21 protein-coding genes are annotated in these 22068 nt (G+C 44.1%); 13 read left to right on the top strand and 8 right to left on the bottom strand.

The features are described 5' to 3' along the window. Positions 1 to 26 precede the first annotated feature (26 nt). The 9 genes from NSS80_RS02140 to NSS80_RS02180 all read left to right on the top strand — a co-directional run bounded on the left by NSS80_RS02140 (position 27) and on the right by NSS80_RS02180 (position 9086). Positions 27 to 1352, top strand: coding sequence for an LLM class flavin-dependent oxidoreductase (locus NSS80_RS02140; RefSeq protein ID WP_317222207.1), 1326 nt, complete (start codon positions 27 to 29; stop codon positions 1350 to 1352). A 17-nt stretch (positions 1353 to 1369) separates the two neighbouring features. Then, positions 1370 to 1873 (top strand): GNAT family N-acetyltransferase, encoded by a 504-nt coding sequence (locus NSS80_RS02145; protein WP_024427303.1) that lies wholly within the window; start codon positions 1370 to 1372, stop codon positions 1871 to 1873. Between the two features lie 21 nt (positions 1874 to 1894). Beyond that, a complete protein-coding gene (locus tag NSS80_RS02150; RefSeq protein ID WP_024427304.1) occupies positions 1895 to 2689 on the top strand; it encodes an amino acid ABC transporter substrate-binding protein in 795 nt (264 codons plus the stop codon). Positions 2690 to 2713: 24 nt separating this feature from the next. Next, a complete protein-coding gene (locus tag NSS80_RS02155) occupies positions 2714 to 3388 on the top strand; it encodes an amino acid ABC transporter permease (protein ID WP_024427305.1) in 675 nt (224 codons plus the stop codon). A 12-nt stretch (positions 3389 to 3400) separates the two neighbouring features. Beyond that, complete coding sequence (locus NSS80_RS02160) at positions 3401 to 4147, top strand: amino acid ABC transporter ATP-binding protein (protein ID WP_317222206.1); 747 nt, start codon at positions 3401 to 3403, stop codon at positions 4145 to 4147. 34 nt (positions 4148 to 4181) lie between these two features. After that, positions 4182 to 5339 (top strand): amidohydrolase, encoded by a 1158-nt coding sequence (locus NSS80_RS02165; RefSeq protein ID WP_041116662.1) that lies wholly within the window; start codon positions 4182 to 4184, stop codon positions 5337 to 5339. Beyond that, positions 5330 to 6664: an MmgE/PrpD family protein gene (locus NSS80_RS02170; protein ID WP_041116664.1), complete on the top strand. Its 1335-nt coding sequence runs from the start codon at positions 5330 to 5332 to the stop codon at positions 6662 to 6664. The genes NSS80_RS02165 and NSS80_RS02170 overlap by 10 nt, the downstream gene beginning before the upstream one ends. 312 nt (positions 6665 to 6976) lie before the next feature. Further along, complete coding sequence (locus tag NSS80_RS02175) at positions 6977 to 7669, top strand: response regulator transcription factor (protein ID WP_041116666.1); 693 nt, start codon at positions 6977 to 6979, stop codon at positions 7667 to 7669. After that, positions 7659 to 9086 (top strand): HAMP domain-containing sensor histidine kinase, encoded by a 1428-nt coding sequence (locus NSS80_RS02180; RefSeq protein ID WP_041116668.1) that lies wholly within the window; start codon positions 7659 to 7661, stop codon positions 9084 to 9086. The genes NSS80_RS02175 and NSS80_RS02180 overlap by 11 nt, the downstream gene beginning before the upstream one ends. A gap of 38 nt (positions 9087 to 9124) precedes the next feature. Here the strand turns inward: NSS80_RS02180 and NSS80_RS02185 are convergent, their stop codons facing one another. From NSS80_RS02185 to NSS80_RS02205, 5 genes are all read right to left on the bottom strand, one after another. Beyond that, positions 9125 to 9970 (bottom strand): GAF domain-containing protein, encoded by an 846-nt coding sequence (locus tag NSS80_RS02185; protein WP_025093640.1) that lies wholly within the window; start codon positions 9968 to 9970, stop codon positions 9125 to 9127. A 164-nt stretch (positions 9971 to 10134) separates the two neighbouring features. Continuing rightward, positions 10135 to 11511 (bottom strand): aspartate kinase, encoded by a 1377-nt coding sequence (locus NSS80_RS02190; protein WP_317222205.1) that lies wholly within the window; start codon positions 11509 to 11511, stop codon positions 10135 to 10137. Between the two features lie 174 nt (positions 11512 to 11685). Beyond that, complete coding sequence (locus tag NSS80_RS02195) at positions 11686 to 13122, bottom strand: MDR family MFS transporter (RefSeq protein ID WP_025093639.1); 1437 nt, start codon at positions 13120 to 13122, stop codon at positions 11686 to 11688. A 16-nt stretch (positions 13123 to 13138) separates the two neighbouring features. Next, entirely contained in the window at positions 13139 to 14005 is an 867-nt protein-coding gene (locus NSS80_RS02200; protein WP_225315557.1) for a TetR/AcrR family transcriptional regulator, read from the bottom strand. A 139-nt stretch (positions 14006 to 14144) separates the two neighbouring features. Next, positions 14145 to 14519, bottom strand: coding sequence for a hypothetical protein (locus NSS80_RS02205; protein ID WP_241770680.1), 375 nt, complete (start codon positions 14517 to 14519; stop codon positions 14145 to 14147). A 126-nt stretch (positions 14520 to 14645) separates the two neighbouring features. Here NSS80_RS02205 and NSS80_RS02210 point away from each other — a divergent pair, with 126 nt between their 5' ends. Beyond that, a complete protein-coding gene (locus NSS80_RS02210) occupies positions 14646 to 14957 on the top strand; it encodes a metalloregulator ArsR/SmtB family transcription factor (protein WP_024425536.1) in 312 nt (103 codons plus the stop codon). Between the two features lie 31 nt (positions 14958 to 14988). Here the strand turns inward: NSS80_RS02210 and NSS80_RS02215 are convergent, their stop codons facing one another. Continuing rightward, a complete protein-coding gene (locus NSS80_RS02215; protein ID WP_041116672.1) occupies positions 14989 to 16413 on the bottom strand; it encodes a PLP-dependent aminotransferase family protein in 1425 nt (474 codons plus the stop codon). A gap of 109 nt (positions 16414 to 16522) precedes the next feature. Between NSS80_RS02215 and gabT the strand changes: the two genes are divergently transcribed. Genes gabT through NSS80_RS02230 form a run of 3 tightly spaced genes read left to right on the top strand, consistent with a single transcriptional unit; the run spans position 16523 to position 20618 of the window. Then, on the top strand, positions 16523 to 17839 hold the full coding sequence (gene gabT, locus NSS80_RS02220; RefSeq protein WP_041116674.1) for a 4-aminobutyrate--2-oxoglutarate transaminase: 1317 nt from the start codon (positions 16523 to 16525) through the stop codon (positions 17837 to 17839). A 21-nt stretch (positions 17840 to 17860) separates the two neighbouring features. Continuing rightward, positions 17861 to 19249, top strand: coding sequence for an APC family permease (locus tag NSS80_RS02225; protein WP_034283791.1), 1389 nt, complete (start codon positions 17861 to 17863; stop codon positions 19247 to 19249). After that, positions 19224 to 20618, top strand: coding sequence for an NAD-dependent succinate-semialdehyde dehydrogenase (locus NSS80_RS02230; protein WP_041116676.1), 1395 nt, complete (start codon positions 19224 to 19226; stop codon positions 20616 to 20618). The genes NSS80_RS02225 and NSS80_RS02230 overlap by 26 nt, the downstream gene beginning before the upstream one ends. A gap of 44 nt (positions 20619 to 20662) precedes the next feature. Here NSS80_RS02230 and NSS80_RS02235 read toward each other — a convergent pair whose 3' ends face one another. Then, on the bottom strand, positions 20663 to 21259 hold the full coding sequence (locus NSS80_RS02235; protein WP_034283793.1) for an NAD(P)H-dependent oxidoreductase: 597 nt from the start codon (positions 21257 to 21259) through the stop codon (positions 20663 to 20665). A 189-nt stretch (positions 21260 to 21448) separates the two neighbouring features. Continuing rightward, positions 21449 to 22063, bottom strand: coding sequence for a DUF1775 domain-containing protein (locus NSS80_RS02240; RefSeq protein WP_041106532.1), 615 nt, complete (start codon positions 22061 to 22063; stop codon positions 21449 to 21451). Between the last annotated feature and the right edge of the window lie 5 nt (positions 22064 to 22068).

Consider the following 22068-nt stretch of genomic DNA (forward strand, 5'->3'; position numbering starts at 1 on the left):
TAGGATATAGAAAGGATGAAGAACAAGTGTTACAGCCGAAAAGGAAGCTCAAGCTAGGCGTATTCATCGCAGGAACTGGACATCACGTTGCCTCTTGGAGACATCCGAATGCAGTACCAGATGCAGCCATGAACCTAGATTATTTTAAACAATTAGCGAAAAAGGCAGAGGAAGGAAAGCTGGATTTGCTCTTTTTAGCCGACAGTTTATCCATTAATCAAACCTCTCATCCGAACGTATTAACGAGATTTGAACCGCTCACGCTGCTTTCATCGATTGCTGAGTCTACTTCAACCATTGGTTTAGCAGCAACAGCATCCACTACATACAGTGAGCCTTTCCATATTGCAAGGCAGTTTGCCTCCCTTGATCATTTATCAGGCGGAAGAGCGGCATGGAATGTGGTCACATCTTCTATTGAAGAAACAGCGAAAAATTTTAGCGGAGAAGAGCATTTAGCACACCATAAACGATATGAGCGTGCAGAAGAGTTCGTCGAAGTCGTCAAAGGTCTCTGGGATTCTTGGGAGGAAGACGCCCTTGTCAGAAACAAGGAAACGGGAGAATTCTTCGAATCTAGTAAGCTTCATGAGCTCCAGCACAAAGGTGAGTTCTTCTCAGTAAGAGGTCCTCTCAACGTATCACGTACGCCGCAAGGGCAGCCCGTGATCATTCAAGCAGGATCTTCTGAAGATGGCCAAAAGCTTGCAGCAAAAACAGCAGAGCTCATTTTCACTGCACAAAACGATCTCGATAAAGCGAAGGAATTTTATCAAAGCTTGAAGGGGAAAGTAGAGGCTGCTGGCCGTGCTAGAGAGGACGTCAGCATCATGCCGGGTATCTTCCCGATCATTGCTGATACAGAGGAAGAAGCCCAAGCGAAATATGAAGAATTACAGGAGCTGATTGTTCCTGAGATTGGACTGAGCATTCTGCAAAATTACTTAGGCGGGATTGATCTGTCTCAGTATCCTTTAGACGGGCCGCTTCCAGAGATTGATCCGAGCACGTCAAATGCGGTGAAAAGCCGTTTTGATCTCGTGATGAATATGGCGAGAAAGGATAACCTGACCATTCGCCAGCTTTATCAATCGGTTGCCGGCTCACGCGGTCATAATATTTTCATTGGAACGCCGCAGCAGCTGGCAGACGTGATGGAAACATGGCTTCGTGAAGAAGCAGCAGACGGTTTTAATGTCATGCCGCCGCTCTTGCCAGAAGGGCTGGATGTGTTCGTAGACCGCGTCGTCCCAATCCTTCAGGAACGAGGCTTATTCAAAACCGATTACACAGGACAAACCTTACGAGAAAATCTTGGATTAACAGAGCCAAAAAATCGCTACACGACATAAGGGTGAGGTGACTAACGTTGGGATACACGTTTCGTCTGGCAACAGAGGCAGATATAGAGGCGCTGCTTGAACTGACAACAAGAGCCTACGAGCCAATTCGTGAGCTAGGCATCCAGTTCCAAGCAGCACATGCTGATTTCGCTCTCGTTCAGAAAAATGTACAAAAGAATCTTTGCTATGTGATGGAAGAAAACGGAGAGCTTCTATCCACCTTATCACTCCGTATGCCTTGGGGAGAGCAGCCAGGACCATTCGGCGTCCCTCACATCTGGTGGTTTGCCTCAGAACCAGCCGCCAAAAAAGGCACAGGCTCAGCCTTGCTGGAATGGGTTGAAACCGAAGTGCTAAGGGATACACTGAAGGTGCCGTACGTGTCGCTCGGTACAGCTGATAAGCATCCATGGCTCATAGAGATGTATGAGCGTAAAGGCTATGTCAGAGCAGGTGAAAAGGATTTAGGCAAAGGTCATATCACGGTTTATTTCAAAAAACAATTAAGATCAGATATCACACAACCATAAGAGGAAGAAGGGTTTACAAACATGAAAAACAAAAAGTGGCTAGTCGTTCTATTTGCAGCAATGCTGGCAGTTTTAGCAGCTTGCGGCGGCAACAATCAGAGTGAAGGCAAAGACGAAAAAGTGTTAAAAGTAGGCGCTACAGGACAAAGCTATCCATTTGCTTATAAAGACAATGGCAAGCTTGTAGGATTCGATGTTGAAGTAACAGAAGCCATTGCGAAAAAGCTAGGCTACAAACTAGACTGGCAGCTGAGTGAATTCAGCGGACTGATGGGACAGCTGACGTCTGGTAAGCTCGATACAGTGTCAAACCAAGTTGCCATCACAGACGAGCGTAAACAAACATTTAACTTTACAGATACGTACGCTTACGCAGGAACACAAATCATCGTGAAAAAAGACAACAACGACATCAAAGGTCTTGACGATTTAAAAGGAAAAACAGTGGCGGCGGTTCTTGGCTCTAACCATGCTAAAAACTTAGAGAGCAAAGACCCTGACAAGAAAATTAAGATTAAAACATATGAAACGCAAGACGGCGTATTAAATGAAGTGGCAAATGGCCGCGTAGATGCTTATGTCAACGGACGCAGTGTATTACTTGCTCAAATTGAAAAAACAGGTCTGCCGCTGAAAATCGTAGGCAACCCAATTGTGTATGAAGAAGTAGGCTATCCATTTGCGAAAGATAAAAAGCATGACAAACTAAGAGAAGAATTTAACAAAGCCATCAAAGAATTAAGAGAAGACGGGACACTTAAGAAATTGTCTGAGAAATATTTCAAAGACGATGTGACAGTGCCAATTAAAAAATAACGACAGCGGCGGTGAAGAGCAGACATGAACAAAATTGATTGGCAGTATATGGTGACGGTGTTTCCGACATTGCTTCAATACTTGCCGATAACGATCTTCATGGCGATTGTCTCCATGGTATTTGCCATTATCATTGGTGTGGTATTCGCTCTCATTACGAAAAACCGGATACCTGTTTTATACCAATTTGCCAAGCTGTATATTTCTTTCTTCAGAGCGGTTCCAACCTTGGTTCAGCTCTTTCTCATTTATTTTGGTCTCCCGCAGCTATTCCCTGCGATGACCTCAATGGATGCTTTAACAGCGGTCATTATCGGATTAAGTATTAAGAACTCAGCATACTTAGCAGAAATTTTCAGAGCGGCTCTGAACTCAGTGGATGAAGGGCAGCTTGAGGCATGCTTATCTGTCGGTATGACAAGATGGCAGTCTTACGTTAGAATTATTTTCCCGCAGGCCATTAGAAATGCAATTCCAGCGACGGGGAATACCTTTATCGGTCTTTTAAAAGAAACATCTCTTGCCTTTACGATTGGTGTGGCAGAAATGTTTGCACAAGGGAAGATGATTGCATCGGCGAACTATAAATACTTTGAAACCTATTTAGCCGTAGGGATCGTGTATTGGGTGATGACGATCATTTATAGCTTCCTGCAGGACCTGTTTGAACGAAAAATCAGCAAACCTTACCGGAATTAAGGAGGTGTGGACATGATCAAGCTCACCAATTTGAAGAAATCATTCGGCGACCTTGTCGTCTTAGACGGAATCAATCTCGACGTGAAAAAAGGGCAGGTTGTGGCCATTATCGGACCTTCTGGCTCCGGTAAATCCACCTTGCTCCGCTGTTTAAATTTATTAGAAATACCAGATGAAGGCACGATTGAAATTGGTGATGCAAGGCTCGATGCGTCCAAATTTTCACGTAAAGAAGCCCATCACCTGCGTCAACAAACGGCCATGGTGTTTCAAAACTATAATTTATTTAAAAACAAGACAGCACTGCAAAACATAACAGAATCATTGCTTGTGACGAAAAAAATGACGAAGCAGCAGGCGAATGAAATCGGTATGAAACTGCTGAAGCAGGTAGGGTTAGAGCAAAAGGCTGACAGCTATCCAGTCACGTTATCTGGCGGACAGCAGCAGCGGATTGGGATTGCCCGCGCGTTAGCGGTTGATCCACATGCGATTTTGCTGGATGAACCAACATCAGCGCTTGATCCAGAGCTTGTCTCAGGTGTGCTTCAAGTCATTAAATCCATTGCGATTCAAGAAACAACAATGATTATCGTCACACATGAAATGGCGTTTGCAAGAGAAGTGGCAGACCATGTGATTTTCATGGCGGATGGTCATATTATTGAGCAGGGGACGCCAACTGAGCTATTTGATGAAACAAAGAATGAACGAACGAAACGATTTATCCAAAAAGAAGCAGCGGCTGAAGAAGCATAAGCTGCTTTTTATTCTTTAGAGGGGTGAGTGTCTAGTGAAATCAATAGGAAATGAAGCTTTAAACAAACGTTTGATCAACATTCGCCGAGCGCTTCATGAGCATCCAGAGCTGGCGTTTGAAGAATATGAAACGACAAAGAAACTGCGCCACTGGTTAGAAGAGGAAGGAATCACTGTACTTGATATCCCAGCCCTTCGAACAGGCGTTGTCTGTGAAATCAAAGGAGAACAAGAGGGGCCGACAATTGCTTTGAGAGCCGATATTGATGCACTTCCGATTGAAGAGGCATCTGGTGAACCATTTTCTTCAAAGGTACCGGGTAAAATGCATGCATGCGGTCATGATTTCCATACAGCTTCTATTTTTGGCGCGGCTCTTTTATTAAAAGAGCGGAAACACGAGATCAAAGGAACGGTCCGTATTTTGTTCCAGCCGGCTGAGGAAGTTGCTCAAGGGGCGAAGCACGTCATAGAGGCAGGTGTTTTAGATGGGGTCGATGCGATTTTCGGTATGCACAACAAGCCTGACCTGCCAGTTGGCACGATTGGCATTAGAGAAAAAGCATTGATGGCGAGTGTGGACCGGTTTGAAATCGATATTAAAGGAACGGGTGGCCACGCCGGTATTCCAAATCACACGGTAGACCCCATTGCCATCAGCGGGCAGATCACAAGCGCCCTTCAGCAAATTGTCAGCCGCCGCATCAGCTCCTTGCATCATGCGGTTGTCAGTATCACACGTATACAAGGCGGTACATCATGGAATGTCATACCCGACCGTGTTGAGATGGAAGGAACCGTTCGCACGTTTGAGCCTGAAGTAAGAGCGATGATTCCGGAGCTTATGAAACAAATCGTCAGCGGAATTGCAGGAGGATTCGGAGCAGAGGCTGAAGTGAGATGGCATCCTTATTTGCCTTCTGTCATGAATGATGAGCGTCTGACAAAGGTAGTAGAAGAAACGGCTGGCTCACTTGACTTACATGTCGTGCAGGCAGAGCAGTCACCGGGCGGAGAAGATTTTGCTCTTTATCAAGAACGCATTCCAGGCTTTTTTGTATGGATGGGGACTAGTGGTACGAAGGAGTGGCATCACCCTGCGTTTACATTAAATGAAGACGCACTTCCAGTTTCCGCTGCCTTCTTTGCTGAGCTTGCCGTTCGGGCATTGGAGTCTCGATCATGGAATTAACAAAACATCTGGCAGAAGCAGTGCTTTCTGCTGATCCGCTGCAAGATGAGCGGGCCATTCAAATGGCTAGAAATGGCCTGTTAGACGCGGCAGCATCAGCGCTTGCTGCGAAAGAGGATGAAGGGATCCAAAAGCTGATGCAGCTTGTTGAACAGGAAGGCGGAGCCGCTCAGATTCCTGTCATTGGACAAGGAAAGAAGGTGAGCCGCCAATCTGCAGCAATGCTGAATGGCTACCTCATCCATGCCCTTGATTATGATGATGTGCACTCAGATGTGAGAGGACATCCGAGCGCGGTCATCATTCCAGCGCTGCTATCACAGCTGACAGACGGCAAAGGGTATGGCGAGCGGTTTTTAGCTGCCTACATCACAGGTGTTGAAGTGATGGCAAGACTTGGCGAATCGATCGGTAAGGCGCATTATGAGCGGGGCTGGCATAATACAGGAACACTCGGAGCCATTGCGGCAGTGTGTGCGATTGGCTATTTGAAACAAGTCTCCAAGGAAGAACTGACGAAAGCAATCGGCTTTGCCGGAGCGCAATCAGCCGGAATGCGAAAGCAATTTGGCTCTGATATGAAACCATTACAAGCCGGCTTAGCTGCTAAAACAGCCGTTTGGTCTATGGATTTAGCTTGTTCAGGTTTTGGCGGGAATGACTCGGTTCTTGATGGCGCGCTTGGTTTCTTTTCACTCTATGGAGATCTGGAACTTGCGAAAAGCCGTTTGCTAGAGGGCTATGGTTCTACATGGCGTATCGTTTCGCCGGGGCTGTGGTTCAAAGTATATCCATTCTGCTCAGCAGCCCACCATGCAGCAGATGCGATCCAATCCTTAATGAAAGAGCGGTCTTTCTTGCCGGAGCAGGTAAAACAGGTCGATGTCATATTCCCGCCAGGCGGAGATGCAGCGCTTATTGAGCGGACACCTTTAACCGGGGAAGAAGGACGATTCAGTGTCGAATATGTCATCGCACTTGCAGTGTTTGGACAGACGCTTACGCTGGATGCCTTTACGAAAAAAAACATTCCATCAGACATGCGGACATGGATGAAGCGGGTGAGCAGAGGTTATGATCAAACGACAGAACCCCATCCCAATGCTGTTCCAAAAGGACGCTTTACGATTGTGAAGCTCACCTTAACTGACGGCACCACCATGAGCAATCGGGTTGATATTCCGCAGGGAGCACCAGGCTGTGCGTTATCGAAAGAAGACATCATACAAAAGTTAAGCAGCGTCACAAGCGCATCTCAGGCACAGCAGATTTTACAGGCGGTTGAAGAGGAAAACAACGCTGCTTATTTGAAGTTGCTGGCATGATAAAAAAGCTCATCGATATAGTGATGAGCTTTTTTAAATAGATCTATCCTATAACTGTCAGGAAGTTCTTTCTCTAAATATATGTAAATGACGCTGTCCTATTTCAACTAACATCTTGACCATCTTCTGCAATGCCATCATAAAAAAACCTCATGTGATTCACCGCAGTACTAGTTCTTTCAAAAAGTATGAATAAAAGATGACCAAACGATGATAAGTTCATAAAAACAGTGGAATCCAATTGAGATTTGAAAGGGAACATGTAAAATAAAGCTACATAAAGAAAAACAATGGTAGCAGCGGAGGCTGATCATGAAAATATTAATGATTGAAGATAATCAGAGCGTTTGTACAATGACGGATATGTTTTTTCAACGAGAGGGATTTCAAGCGGAATTCGTTCATGATGGATTAGAAGGATTGAATCGCTTTAAGCAAGAGGAGGATTGGGATCTGCTCATTTTAGATGTCATGCTTCCTTCGATGGATGGTCTGACCATTTGTCAAAAGGTACGCCAGATCAGTGACATTCCGATTATCATGCTGACAGCCAAGGAAACCGAATCTGATCAGGTGCTTGGTTTTGATCTTGGGGCAGATGATTATGTGACCAAGCCCTTTAGTCCACTAACCTTGATGGCAAGAATTAAAGCGGTGAAACGACGCTTTGCTCATACAACGACTCAAGAAAAGGTGAATGAGGGCGAACGGCTGGAGACAGCACATTTTCAGTTGGATAAAAAAACGAGGGAAGTTTTCCTGGATGGAGATCGAATAGAGAACCTCACACCGAAAGAATACGATCTGCTGTGCTTTTTTATTCAGCATCCTCGGCAAGTATTTTCACGAGAACAATTGCTTGAGCAAATTTGGGGATACCAATTTTATGGAGATGAACGAACGGTAGATGTTCATATTAAACGGCTGCGTCAAAAAATTGGGGACGGGCCTAAGCCCTTTTTGTATACAGTATGGGGCGTAGGGTATAAGTTCGATGAAGATTAAATATTTTTATCAGCTGCTGATCAGCCACCTTGGGTTATTGCTCATCGCCATTGTCATTATCAGCACCCTTTTATCTCATTTTGTGAAAGATATTGCCTATCAAAACAGAGTGAATGAAATGAGCTCCTATGGGAATGAAATCTTGCAAGATTATAAACGACTCCCTAAAAGCGAGATGACCTTTCGTCTGCGGCCATTTGAAGATATTCTTTCGACGAGGCAAATTCGTTTTTTCGTGTTTGATGAAAAAGGAGATATTCTGTCTCAGCAGCAAGTGATGCCGCCTCATGAAGTATTATTGACAAAGGATTTATGGGCCAAACTCTCAAAAGGAGAGCAAATCATTGTGAAGCGAAGTGATTCACGCCGCCTTGATCAAGAGGCATCACTTGTGGCGCTCCCTGTCATGGAGGATGGAAAGCTAAAGGGCGGAGTTGTCCTTATTGCCCCGATTCAAGGCGCTGAACAGCTCATCGCCCAAATGAATCGTTATCTGTATATCATCGTATTTGTGGCGCTGACGATCACCTTTATTCTCAGCCTGTTCCTGTCTAAATTTCATGTGAACCGCATCAAAAAGTTGAGAGAGGCGACTGAAAAGATTGCGCAAGGTGATTACAACATCAAGCTTGAAAACAAACACCTTGATGAAATTGGCACACTTGGTGAGGATTTTAATATTATGGCCAAGCGTCTTCAGCAATCAAGAGAGGAAATTGACCGGCTCGAAAAGCGCAGACGTCAATTCATCGCAGATGTGTCTCACGAATTGAAAACACCGCTGACCACCATTCGAGGACTGGTGGAATGGCTGAACACTGCGGATGTGTCAGCAGAAGAGAAAGAGAAATGCTATGCCTTAATCACTGATGAGACAAAACGTATGCTGCGCCTCGTCAATGAGAATATGGATTATGAGAAAATTAGATCGAATCAAATTACCCTTCAGAAATTTCATTATCCACTCATTGACACATTTGAAGTGATGAAAGAGCAGCTGAGCCGAATCGCCGAAGAGAAAAACAATCAGCTGATCGTGGACGTTGATCCCGAGCTAAAGGTTTATGCAGATTATGACAGGCTCATTCAAATACTTGTCAATATCACAAAGAACGCGATTCAATTCACAGAAGACGGCCGTATTTACTTAAGAGGAAAACAAGAAAATCAAGAGACGATCATCGAAGTGGAAGACACGGGCATTGGCATTGCGCCAGACGAAGTCAAACACATATGGGAACGTTTTTATAAAGCGGATATCTCAAGAACGAATACACCGTATGGAGAATACGGATTGGGCTTGTCTATCGTGAAGCAGCTTGTGGACCTGCATGAAGGGCATATTGATATGAAAAGTGAAAAAAACAATGGAACGACATTTACCATACGACTGCCGTTTCCAAAAGAAAAAGGCTAAAATGAAGTTCATTTTAGCCTTTTTTGGTGAATCACCACTTATTCATTTTTGGTAAACGTCAACCCAATATGAGCAAGTGCCTGCGGCAAGTCTTTCCGGATGGTGATGTCTTTAAACGATATATTGGATTGAATCGCACTTAAAGCAAGGTCTTGCTTAATACCTGTTAAAACTGCCGAAATTCCTAAAAGTCTCAGCGTTTGTGCGTAGCTGACCAAATATTGAATGCTTTGTTCATTCAGGCTTTTGGTTCCCGATACATCAATGACCAAATGAGAGAGCGACAGCCTGTAGCTTTCCTGTAAAATGGTTTCTAAAATATGCTGAGCACGTGTCTCTTCGATATCACCAAGCAGAGGAAGCACAGCGACACCGTCAACAACTGGTACGATCGGTACAGACAATTGCCGAATTTGCCGGTTGGCACGGTCTAGTTCGAGGACATAGCTTAATAATGAAGCCATCGTTTCAAACATATACACATGCTCTTCTGTGAACTGCTTCGGCCTTAAATCAAGTCCGCAAATCGTTCCGTAGTTCGTCCCATCTGTGAAATTAATGGGAACTCCAATAAACGAGCCGCCTTGAAGATTTTTCGTAACCTCTAAGTATTTAAAACGGTCATCCTTCGAAATGTCAGGAATCACAAGTGTATCCCGATGATCGACCACAAGCTTGCAAAATGTCTTTTCGTAAGGAAGTTCTTCTCCTTCTTCAAGAAGCTGCTCGTCATGATTTAGCACCTTTACAATTTGATTGGTGTTTTGATCATTTTTAGCAATAAACAGTGTATTCACATCAATGAATTGACTCATCATGTTTAAAATACTAGTAGAAGCATCATGAAAATTGCGAAACTGTTTTAATAGTTGTTGACGAGGCATTGTTTTAGGACTCCTTGTAGCTCCGATCATAGGCCGGAACGGATAGTTGATTTGTCTCTATCATACAAAATCAAACAAGAAATAGATACACTTTAATGCGCAAAAACACTCTGATCGTTGAGATGAAAAAAGGCTGCCGATCCAAAGATCTGGCAGCCTTCTGATTAAAGAGAGACAGGGACAGTAGACATAGAGAAAAATTCCTCATACAAGGCTTGGACAGCTTCTTTTTCTTGAGCCGCTTTGACGCCAAACATCATGCTGACCTCTGAAGAGCCTTGATTGATCATTTCAATATTGACCTTCGCTTTTGACAGCGCCTTTGCCGCTCTTGCTGTTGTGCCAACATTATGACGCATCGCTTCTCCTACAACCATAATCAGCGAAAGATTTCGCTCTAAAACGACCTCATCTGCATCAAGCACGACCTTCAAGCGGTCTAGCAGCTCCTCTTCAATATGCTGCTCCTCCAGCTGATCCTGCCGTAAAATAATGGTCATATCATCAATGCCAGAAGGAACATGCTCATACGTAAGCCCATACTCTTCTAGTGTTTGCAGCACCTTTCGTCCAAAACCGACTTCTCTGTTCATCAAATATTTACTAATGTAAATACTGCAAAATCCATTGTCTGAGGCGATTCCAACAACAGGTCCATTTGTATGGTCCCGCTGATTTACGATTTTTGTCCCTTTTGCCGACGGGTTGTTGGTGTTTTTAATCTGAACCGGAATTCCTGCACGGAAGGCAGGAATAAGTGCTTCATCATGGAACACAGAAAAACCAGCATAGGACAGCTCGCGCATTTCCCGGTATGTCAGCTCTGTAATCTCTTTTGGTTCATGAACAATCGTTGGATTGACGGCATAGACAGCATCGACATCTGTAAAGTTTTCATATACATCTGCCTTCAAACCGTTCGCCAAAATGGAGCCGGTAATATCGGAGCCGCTTCGCGAAAAGGTGACGATGTCTCCCGCGAGACTAAAGCCAAAAAAGCCAGGGAATATAATAATGCCAGAGCGCTCTCTTAATTTGTACAAATGATCATAAGACTCCGGCAGAACTTGTGCTTGGCCAGGCTCATCGCTCACAAACAAACCAGCTTCCTTTGGATTCACATAATGAGCTTCCACACCTTGGTGGCGGAAATAGGCGGCAATGAGCTTAGCGTTATTGTCTTCACCGCTTGCTTTAATGGCATCAAGATAGCACTCAGGGCGGGATGAATCAGCCTGTAATAATGTGTCTAAATCTTGCCAGATGGTATCGATAATGTCTTGACCTAATCCGAGTTCATCCGCTATTGAGGCATACCTCTCAATGACTGCTTCCTTTAAATCATGTGCTTCGCCTAAACGTAAATATTGTTCACCGCAGCTAATTAATAGATCGGTGACCTTTGTATCCGTTGAATGCCGTTTTCCTGGTGCGGAAACAACGACTGCTTTTCGAGCTGGATCTGCTGTTACAATGTCAAATACCTTTTGCAGCTGCTTGCCAGATGCAAGTGAACTGCCACCAAATTTAACGACCTTCAATGCATACATCTCCTATAGTAAAAATTTTCTCACAAATTGAATAGTTCCTATTATCAACTCTTTTCTTTAAATTATCAAGGTTTTTCTTCACTAGAAATACAAATGTGTTTGCAGAGAGGACGATATTGTATGAGTATATGAAAAAAGAGCCGGCCATATGCCGAGCTCTTTTTCTTATGAAGAAGACGAGGAGGAAGATAGCTCCTGCTTCATCACTTTATTCTCACGTTTTTTTTCCTTTAAGAAAAAGGAGAGGACGAGTCCAATGACGGCAATCAGACCAGAAATGAAAAATGACGTATTCATTCCATGAACGGCCGATTTTAATGGATTGGCCAATTCTGCATTTGCAGCAGAGCTGCTCATGATAGAGACAAGCACAGCCGTTCCAATGGAACCGCCTACTTGTCTCATCGTGTTATTCATCGCTGTCCCATGAGGGATCAAATGAGGCGGTAAAGAGTTAATACCTGCGGTTGTCAGCGGCATCATGATCATCCCAACCCCGATTAACCGAAGCGTGTAGGCGACCGTAATGAGGGCGATCGATGAATCAAGGGTGAGCAGCATAAATGGCAGGGTGGTAACGGTGAGTATCGTAAATCCGCCTAATGCCAGCCCTTTTCCGCCGACTTTATCAAAAATCCGTCCAATAATCGGTGACAGGAGTCCCATGAAGAGAGCACCTGGCAATAAGATAAGCCCTGTATCAAGTGCAGACAGCCCTCTGACATTCTGCGTATAAAGCGGCAGAATCGTCTCTGTCCCAATCAATAAAGCAAAGACAAGCATGCCGAGGAAGGTTGTTAAGCTAAAGATCGCAAATTTAAATACGCCAAACTCCAGCATCGGTCTTGTTAAGTTCGACTGGCGCAGGATAAAGAAGAATAAGCTCACGGCGCCGACAATCAGCGAAATGAGAACAGTCGCACTCGTCCATCCATACGTGCCGACACTAGAAAATCCGTAAAGCAGCCCTCCGAAACCGAACGACGACAAGATGACAGATAAGACATCAATACGTGTTTCTCTTTGCTGCGTCACATTTTTCATTAAGAAGAAAGCAAGAATGAGATCAATGATACCGATTGGCAGAACAATATAGAACAAGAACTTCCAGCTGAAGGAATCAACAATCCAGCCGCCAAGTGTTGGCCCAAGCGCAGGTGCGAACGAGATGACAAGTCCGACCATGCCCATTGCCTGCCCGCGTTTTTCTTTCGGGAAAATGGTTAAAAAGATCGTTTGCATCAGCGGCATTAAAATCCCTGCGCCTGCTGCCTGTACGATTCGCGCTGCAAGTAACACCGGGAAATTCGTTGCAAATGAAGCAAGAATTGTACCGGCTGTAAAGATGCTAAGTGCCGTTAAAACTAAAGAACGGCTTGAAAATTTCTCAATGAGGAAAGCCGTAATGGGGATGAGAATCCCGTTTGTCAGCATAAAGGCTGTTGTAAGCCACTGTCCTTTGCTGACCTCAATATTGAAATCTTCCATGATATGCGGGATCGCTGGAATGAGAAGCGTTTGGTTTAAAATCGCAACGAATGCCCCAACGAGGAAAATCCCAACAATCACAGATCGATTATACGATGTAGTTGATTGGTTCATGTTATCCCTTCTTTATCTATAAAATGATGTTTTTCAGCTGTGACACGTTTTGTGATAAAACGCTGTTTTTGCCTAAATAATCGAGCAGTGAGCTGACTAAAAAGGTTCTCGGTTCATCCTTTGATAATTCTTGATTGAGCAGCTCATAAGCAGAGAGGAGATCGTCTTTTTCTTCTCCGTTTGACAGTGCGTGAAGCTCTTGTTTGATCTTCGTTAAGTACGAGATGACAAGTTTTTCTTCATCATATCCGTCCTGTGAGGAAAACAAATAAGAGTCCATGAGCTGATCTGTTAACACAGGCTCAATTGAGCAAGGCTTTTTCGATACACGGTCCATCACACCGATAATCATCTCAGCAGCATTTTCTAATTTGATGTTCTTGTGCTCAATCGCCAGCATTAAGATGAATTCTCTCATTAATCCATTGAGAACAATCACGAGATCCCAGACATAAGGAGCGACAGATTCACCATAGGTGCTCAAAATAATGTCTTTGTGCCGCTGCATGATAATGGAGCGTGTCTCGCGTAAGTGTTTAATGACAATAGGCGAATGCTGAGAAAAAGCTTCAAAGGACAGCATGTTCAAAAATTTATGATTCTCTTTAAACTCTTCAAGCTCAAGCTTGATCTTCTTTGTGAATTTTTCCTTTTTGGACAGCGTCGTTTCTGAATGAATGATGCGGGAAATCTCTCTCATTTTGCGCTGATTGTATTTAATCAGTTCTAGTAGAAGGGCTTCCTTTGAATCAAACAGTTTATAAATAGACGCTTTTGATATTTTACAGGCATCGGCAATTGACTGCATGGAGACACTCATATAGCCTTTTTGAGAAAATAATTTCTTTGAAACCCGCAAAATCTCTTCTTGCTTTTCGTTCATCTTCATAAGTCCTTTCCGAATCGGCAAAACCATATGGTCACAATGGAAACCGAGTGGTCACTTTTGCTATGATAACAAAACCAATGACCCATGACAAGAAAATGAACTTAAAAAAATACCCGTCTGCATGACAGGTATTTTATCCTTCCGCATGTGCGGTATATATTTTTGTTTTGCCGTGAAGTTCGACGACCAACATGTCTTCTCTCTCTTTCACAGAGTAAATAGCGGTCCCTTTTTGCAGCCTAGAAGCTGTACCATGTTCAAAATTTTTGACGGCTGTTTTCTGAATGACACCTACTTGCTGATGTTTTGTGACGTGTAAGGATGTCGTCCAATTTACATTTGTTTCATAGACCGTTCCTTCCCATTGAAATAAATCTGCCTGCTGATCCATAGCTAATAACTCTTCCGCACTAGGTGGTTTTGACTGAGAATATTGGACGGACTGGCAGGCGCAGAGGAAGATCGCGAGAATCATCATCAATAAACTAATCCTTATATTATGTTTCAAAACGGGTTCCTTCCCTTCAGACAGTCTCATGAATAATGGACGTTTGTGAAGTCATATCGTTACTTGACCAGTCAGCTTCAGGTGAATGAGATTGTATGTTGGCACTAAATACGATACATTTATTGTATGACGAATCCAAACCATCCAAACAAAGAAGATATGAGATTGATTTCTGTGCTGCACGCATTGGCTGATCCAATCCGGTTAGAAATTGTCCGCTGCTTAGCGGAAGCGGGGGAGAGGACATGCGGCACGTATGAGATGAATATTGCCAAATCCACGCTTTCCCATCACTTCAAAGTGCTGAGGGAGGCAGGCGTCGTGAAAGTGAGAATTGACGGGAAGCACCGTTACTATTCTTTAAGAAAAGAAGACATCGAGACCGCTTTTCCTGGACTCATGTCATCGATTCTAGCTATAGATAAAGAACGGTGGTAAGCCAGCTGTCTATGAAGAGCAGCTGGCTGTTTTATTTCCCAAAAATGGCGTCATACAGCCGTTTCACTGCCGGCTGAATATCCTCTTGCTTCATATGTGAGAAGCCGAGGACAAGCGGAACAAAGCCTGGCTGATGCCCCGGCAATTGCTCATCAAGGGTAAAACGATCCATTCCGTACATTTTCAGCTTTCTTTCCTTCGCTCGCTGTAAAATCTCATGCTGCGTTCGATTTGAGCGGAACTCTGCGATAAAATGAAGACCGGCATTTTCTCCAATAATCCGCACATTGTCAGCAAAAACCGTATTGAGCTCTTCAATGAGCTGCTTCCGTTTTTCCTCATATAAACCATTCATTCTTTTAATATGCCGTTGATACGCCCCATCTTTTATAAAATGAAGAAGGGTGTATTGTGTAAAAAGATTAGCTGTTTGAATGAAAAAATGCTGTTCCTCCTTATAGCGTCTCAATAAATGCTGAGGCAGCACCATATAGCTTAGCCGCAAGCCAGGCAGCAATGATTTTGAAAAGGTGCCCATATAAATGACTTTGTCATATCGGTCAAGACTTTGCAGCGCCGGAATGCTGTCTGTGCCATATTTAAATTCACTGTCATAATCATCCTCAATGATATAACGATCTGGCTGATCGGCTGCCCAGTTTAACAGCTGAATGCGCCGGGAAATCGGCATAATCACCCCTGTTGGAAATTGATGTGAAGGGGTAATGATCAACACATTCGGCTGTTTTTTTAGAATGTCGCTCATCCGCACACCTTTTTGGTCAATGCCAATCGTTTCAATTTGGTGATGATTGTTTTTCAGCATTTGATAGAGCCGGCGGTAGCCAGGGTTTTCTAGCCCGTATACTTGATCGGCCGGAAGAATGCTTGATAACGAATGGATCAGTGACTGTGTGCCTGCACTTAAAATGAGCTGTTCTGGATAGCATTTGACTCCTCGCGCAAGTCCGATCAGCCGGGCAATCGTTTCCCTCAGCTCATACACACCTTGTGGATGCGGAAGCTCACCGAAGGCATCTTGGTGGAGATGGATCGCCTTTTGTTCACTTTTCAGCCAGCTTTTAAATGGAAAGTTCGCTGTATCGACGGAGATATGTGAAAAGGAATACCAGTCGTCTCGTGCAATCGGTTCTTCCTTTAAATCTACAGGAAGAGAAGAGGGTTTTAGCTGACCAGATTTATGAAACGTTTCTAGTGATTCCACGAAAAACCCTTTGCGTTCAACCGAATATAAATATCCCTCGGCAAGCAGCTGCTGATAGGCGCCATTCACTGAATTAACGCTGACGTTTAATGTATCGGCTAACTCTCGTTTGGACGGTAATTGATCATGCGGCTGAAGGTTGCGGTTTAAGATTTCCCCTTTAATTTTCGTATAAATTTGATGATAAATATATCCGTTTTGCCCTGTTTGATCTAGTTGAATTGTCAGCATCTCATCATTCCATCCTCTCTGATACCATGAAAAAAATGATATTGGTACTTTCTATCATACCAAAAAATATTCAGAATAATAAAAAAGGATATAAAGGGGATGGATGACAATGAGTCAAACGACAACAAACCGTTTTTCAACTGAAGAATGGCAGGGGAAAAGAGATCAATACGTCGCAAGAGGCGTGAGTAATGGCAACCGTCATCTTGCAGCGAAGGGGAAAGGAGCCGAGCTGTTCGATATTGATGGGAACCGATTTATCGATTTTGCAGGCGCCATTGGCACATTAAACGTAGGACATTCACATCCAAAGGTCGTGGAAGCGGTCAAAGCACAGGCAGAGAGCCTGATTCACCCAGGATTCAACGTGATGATGTACGAATCGTATATCGAATTGGCAGAGAAGCTGTGCCATCTCACACCAGGGGATCATGATAAGAAAGCCATTTTCCTTAATTCAGGTGCAGAAGCTGTTGAAAATGCGGTGAAAATTGCACGTAAATATACGAAAAGACAGGCCGTTGTGTCGTTCACAAGAGGTTTTCACGGCAGAACGAATATGACAATGAGCATGACGAGCAAGGTTAAGCCGTATAAATTTGGATTCGGGCCATTTGCATCTGAGGTGTACCAAGCACCGTACCCTTATTACTATCAAAAACCTGAAGGATTAAGCGATGCTGCTTACGACGAGTACATCATTGATCAATTCAATCAATTCTTCGTCGCAGCCGTTGCACCAGAAACCGTTGCTTGTGTGGTCATGGAACCAGTCCAAGGGGAGGGCGGATTCATTGTGCCATCGAAGCGCTTCGTTCAGCATGTCGCTTCCTTCTGTCAGCAGCACGGGATTGTCTTTGTTGCAGATGAAATCCAAACCGGTTTTGCAAGAACAGGGAAATACTTTGCGATTGAGCACTTTGATGTGGTACCGGACTTAATTACTGTGTCAAAATCTCTTGCAGCTGGCTTACCGCTGAGCGGAGTCGTTGGCAGAAAAGAACTGCTTGATGCGGCAGATCCAGGGGAGCTCGGGGGAACATATGCAGGAAGTCCGTTAGGCTGTGTAGCTGCACTAGCTGTCCTTGATATCATTGAAACAGAACAACTGAATCAACGATCTGAACATATTGGACAAGTCATTGAGGACAAAGCCAATGAATGGAGAACAGCGTATCCATTCATTGGGGAAGTCCGCCGGTTAGGGGCAATGGCGGCAATTGAAATTGTGGAAGATCAAACAACGCGTACACCAGATAAGAAAAGAGCCGCAGCGATTGCAGCATATGCAAATGAGCACGGGCTGCTTCTTTTAACGGCAGGGATTAATGGGAATATCATTCGCTTCTTAACACCACTTGTCATCACAGATGAGCTGCTTCACGAAGGACTAGGGATCATCGAGGACGCCTTCAAAGCACGCTAAACAACAAAGGGGGATGGTTGTATGCAAAAACAACAAATGGCAAAAACCATGTCGCAGTCTGACGTACTGTTTTTGTCCATTGGTGCAATGCTTGGCTGGGGCTGGGTTGTACTTTCGGGAGATTGGATTTTAACAGCTGGATTTTTAGGCAGTGTGATTGCTTTCGTTATAGGCGGTATTCTCGTCATCTTTATCGGACTTACGTATGCTGAGCTTTCGTCTGCGATTCCAGAGACAGGCGGAGGGCTCGTTTTTGTCCAGCGGGCATTTGGGATGAAAGCAGCGTTCGTCTCAGCATGGGGCGTATTATTTGGTTATGTGTCTGTGATTACGTTTGAAGCTGTTGCCTTGCCGACCGTCATTGATTATGTGATTCCAACACAGCATGCTGGCTTCTTATGGAATATAGGGGGATGGGACGTTTATTTCACGTGGGTATTGATTGGATCTGGCGGTGCATTGTTTTTAACAGCGCTGAATTACATTGGGGCGAAGCCTGCTGCCATTTTTCAGTCCGTGTTCACAGTGGCGATTATTCTGACAGGTTTTCTCCTTTTAGGCGGCGCAACATTTAATGGAGATTTTGCAAACCTTGAGCCGATGTTTCAAGGCGGGGTTGGCGGTCTTATGGCGGTGTTAGTCATGATTCCCTTTTTATTCGTTGGGTTTGATGTCATTCCGCAAGTAGCGGCGGAGATTAACGCACCAAAAAAAATCATTGGGAGAATCTTGATTATTTCCATCGTGAGTGCGGTCATTTTTTATCTGCTTATTGTTTTTGGGGTAGCTGCTGGAATGTCAAAGGGACAGCTTGAAGCCTCTTCATTAGCAACAGCAGATGCGATGGTTCAGCTTCTCGGTCATCAAGCGTTTGGAACAGTGCTGGTTATCGGCGGTGTAGCAGGGATTGTGACGAGCTGGAATGCTTTTATTATCGGTGCAAGCCGTATTCTATATGCTATGGCGGAAAGAGGTATGATTTCCAAATGGTTTGCGTATATTCATCCAAAGTATAAAACACCGACAAATGCCATTTTATTTCTTGGAGCTTTAGCTTTTTTCGCTCCATTATTAGGGCGTCCTGCCCTCGTATGGATTGTCAATGCAGGCGGTGTCGGAATCATCGTCGGGTACTTAATAGTATCCATTGCCTTTATGAGACTTCGGAAAACAGAACCTGAGCTGGAGCGTCCATATCGCATAAAATATTGGCGGACGACAGGTGTTTTAGCTATCGGACTGAGTCTTCTTTTCCTTTCATTTTACTTTCCAGGAATGCCGGCCTCCTTATCTTGGCCAGCTGAATGGATATTGCTTTTAGGTTGGGTACTCATTGGGTATATACTATATGTAATGAATCCAAGAACGAAGGAGACGATAGAGCATGACAAACGAACTCAAAGTGTATAATCCTGCAACAGGAGAAGAAATTGCTTCAGTTGCTCAGCATACAAAAGAACAGATCGAAGATGCAATTTCCCGTTCACACAAAGCATTTAAATCATGGGCAAAAACGTCAGCACATGAACGTGCCAATATCATTCGCAAGTGGTTTGATCTGATGATTGAGCATAAAGAGAGGCTTGCGAAAATCATCACAGAAGAAAACGGAAAGCCGTATCAAGAAGCATTAGGAGAAATCGTCTATGCGGCTGGTTATATTGAATGGTACGCAGAAGAAGCAAAGCGAATCTACGGCAGAACCATCCCGTCACATACGACGAACAAACGCCTTTTCGTCACAAAACAGCCAGTTGGTCCTGTTGCTGCCATTACTCCGTGGAATTTCCCTGCGGCGATGATTACGAGAAAGGCAGCTCCTGCGCTTGCAGCAGGCTGTACGTTTATTGTAAAACCTGCTGAAGACACACCGCTGACAGCTATAGAACTAGTAAAATTAGGTCATGAAGCCGGCATTCCAGAGGATGCACTGCAATGGGTTGTGGGAGACGGCAAAGAAGTGGGGGAAATCTTCACAGATAGTCCATTGATTCGAAAAATCACGTTTACAGGCTCAACGCCCGTCGGGAAGCACCTGATCAAAAACAGTGCCAGTACAGTCAAACACGTATCAATGGAGCTTGGCGGTCATGCTCCGCTCATCGTAGACAAGGATGCGAATCTTGAACTAGCTGTCAAACAAGCAGTGGCATCTAAGTTTCGGAACGCAGGGCAAACCTGTGTCTGTGCCAACCGCTTAATTGTGCATGAAGACATTCATGAAGCATTTGCGCAAAGATTCAGCAAAGAAGTAGAAAAGCTGAAAGTAGGAAATGGGTTTGAAGAAGGCACATCCATCGGTCCTATTATCAACAAGCGCGGTTTTGATAAAATTGTCGGCCAAATTCAAGATGCAGTGGATAAAGGGGCGAAAGTTCTTGTCGGCGGCGATACGCATTTCGACGATGACAAATCATATTATTTTGTCCAGCCAACGGTTCTTACACATGTGGACCCTTCGATGAACATTATGCATGAAGAGACCTTTGGTCCAGTGGCACCTATTACGGCATTCAAAACGTTAGACGAGGCAATTGAATTAGCCAACGATACACCTTTTGGCCTTGCAGCTTATTTCTTTACAGAAAATTATCGGAACGGACTCTACATTTCAGAACATCTCGATTATGGGATCATTGGCTGGAATGATGGCGGTCCATCGGCTGTCCAAGCACCTTTTGGCGGTATGAAAGAGAGCGGAATTGGCCGAGAAGGCGGCATCGAAGGGATCGAGCCTTATTTAGAAACAAAATATGTATCCATTGGTTTAGACGAATAAACGTGAAAAAGACTGTCAGAGGAATCTCGGCAGTCTTTTTTATGTTAAACAGCAGGCGGGAAAAGCTGATCCACCGTTTCTTTCGTTTCTTTCAGAATTTCATGTATGTAATCTGCAGATGCCTGCTCCATGCTGCTGAACAAAAGCCGTTCGACAGGCTGAACGCCAATAAAATTGAAGACTTCTGTATCAGTTGTCATGTGATGGGAGGAGGTGGAAATCTTATTGGAATTAAGAAAAGTCCTCGGTGCATCGTGGGTGTTGATAATGACACCTTTTTTGTGCCGAAGCAGATTTTCAATCTCTCCATCCTCACTGATCTGATAAGCAAAACCTTCAGAAAAGACGCGTTCTACATATCCTTTTAGCATAGCCGGCAAGCCTGTCCACCATATTGGAAAAATAAACGTCAGCACATCCGCTTGCTGAATCAGCGTCTGCTCTCTTTGAATGGCAATCGGGACATCACCGCATTTGATGGCAGCCTTTTCTGCAATGGTGAGCTCTGGCGAAAAACCTAGGGCATAGACATCACGAACAGTCACTTTATGACCATTGTTCAATAGAGTGCTCACAACAAGATCTAATAAGGTTTGATTTAAGCTTTGCTGGGGATGAGCAAATATGATTACATGGTTCATCTCATAGCCTCCTATGTGGTCATCTGTCTCATTATGTCACGCAGCTTTATCCTATTCAATCCTATATTGGTAATAACAAGTTGGGAAAATGGAAAATAATTGATCGTGATAAAAGTAAACAGTGCGATTTGTACATGTGTAAAGGAAGAAAAAGCGATCGTTTCTAAGAAAACGATCGCTCATACACTTTTATTTCTTTCTAAAAGCAAGTCCAAGTGCAATCAGTGCCACGACTAGAGCAGCAATGGACAGACCAAGGACAAGTGGTGAGGAAGAAGCAGTGGCTGTTTCAGAGGCCTTTTCTTCTTTTGGTTTTTCCTGGCCATGTGAATCCGTTACAGTATTAGATGCCACAATGTTTGTGATGGAGTGAGGTTTATCAGCATCTTTATCGCCAGTCCATTCAACGACTGTTCCATCCTTATAATATTGATACGCATCCCAAGCAGCTTCACCTGCTTTTTCAGGGTTTTTCGCTACAAAAACGAATTGCTGGAATTGTCCAGCAAGCACACCTTTACCTGTTGCTTCCCAAGTCACTCTTGTTACCTTGCCATCTTTCTCTTCAGTTGATGTTTTCCAGCCAGGTACTGGCTCATATTGCTGGAATTCTACGCCTTTAGGAATTGTCACGACAACCTTAGTCGTCGGGCTGTCACTCTCAGAAGGAACCTTTAATGTATAGGTCTCCCAAGCATTTGTCGCAGATGTATCAGGCTTGACTGTTACGTGCGCACTCACAGGAATCGCCAATAAAAATGAAGCGAGAAGCATTGGTAATAAAGCTTTAACGTATTTTTTCATATGTG

The organism is Bacillus sp. FSL M8-0350 (assembly GCF_038593345.1).
GTDB classification, from domain to species: domain Bacteria; phylum Bacillota; class Bacilli; order Bacillales; family Bacillaceae; genus Bacillus; species Bacillus safensis.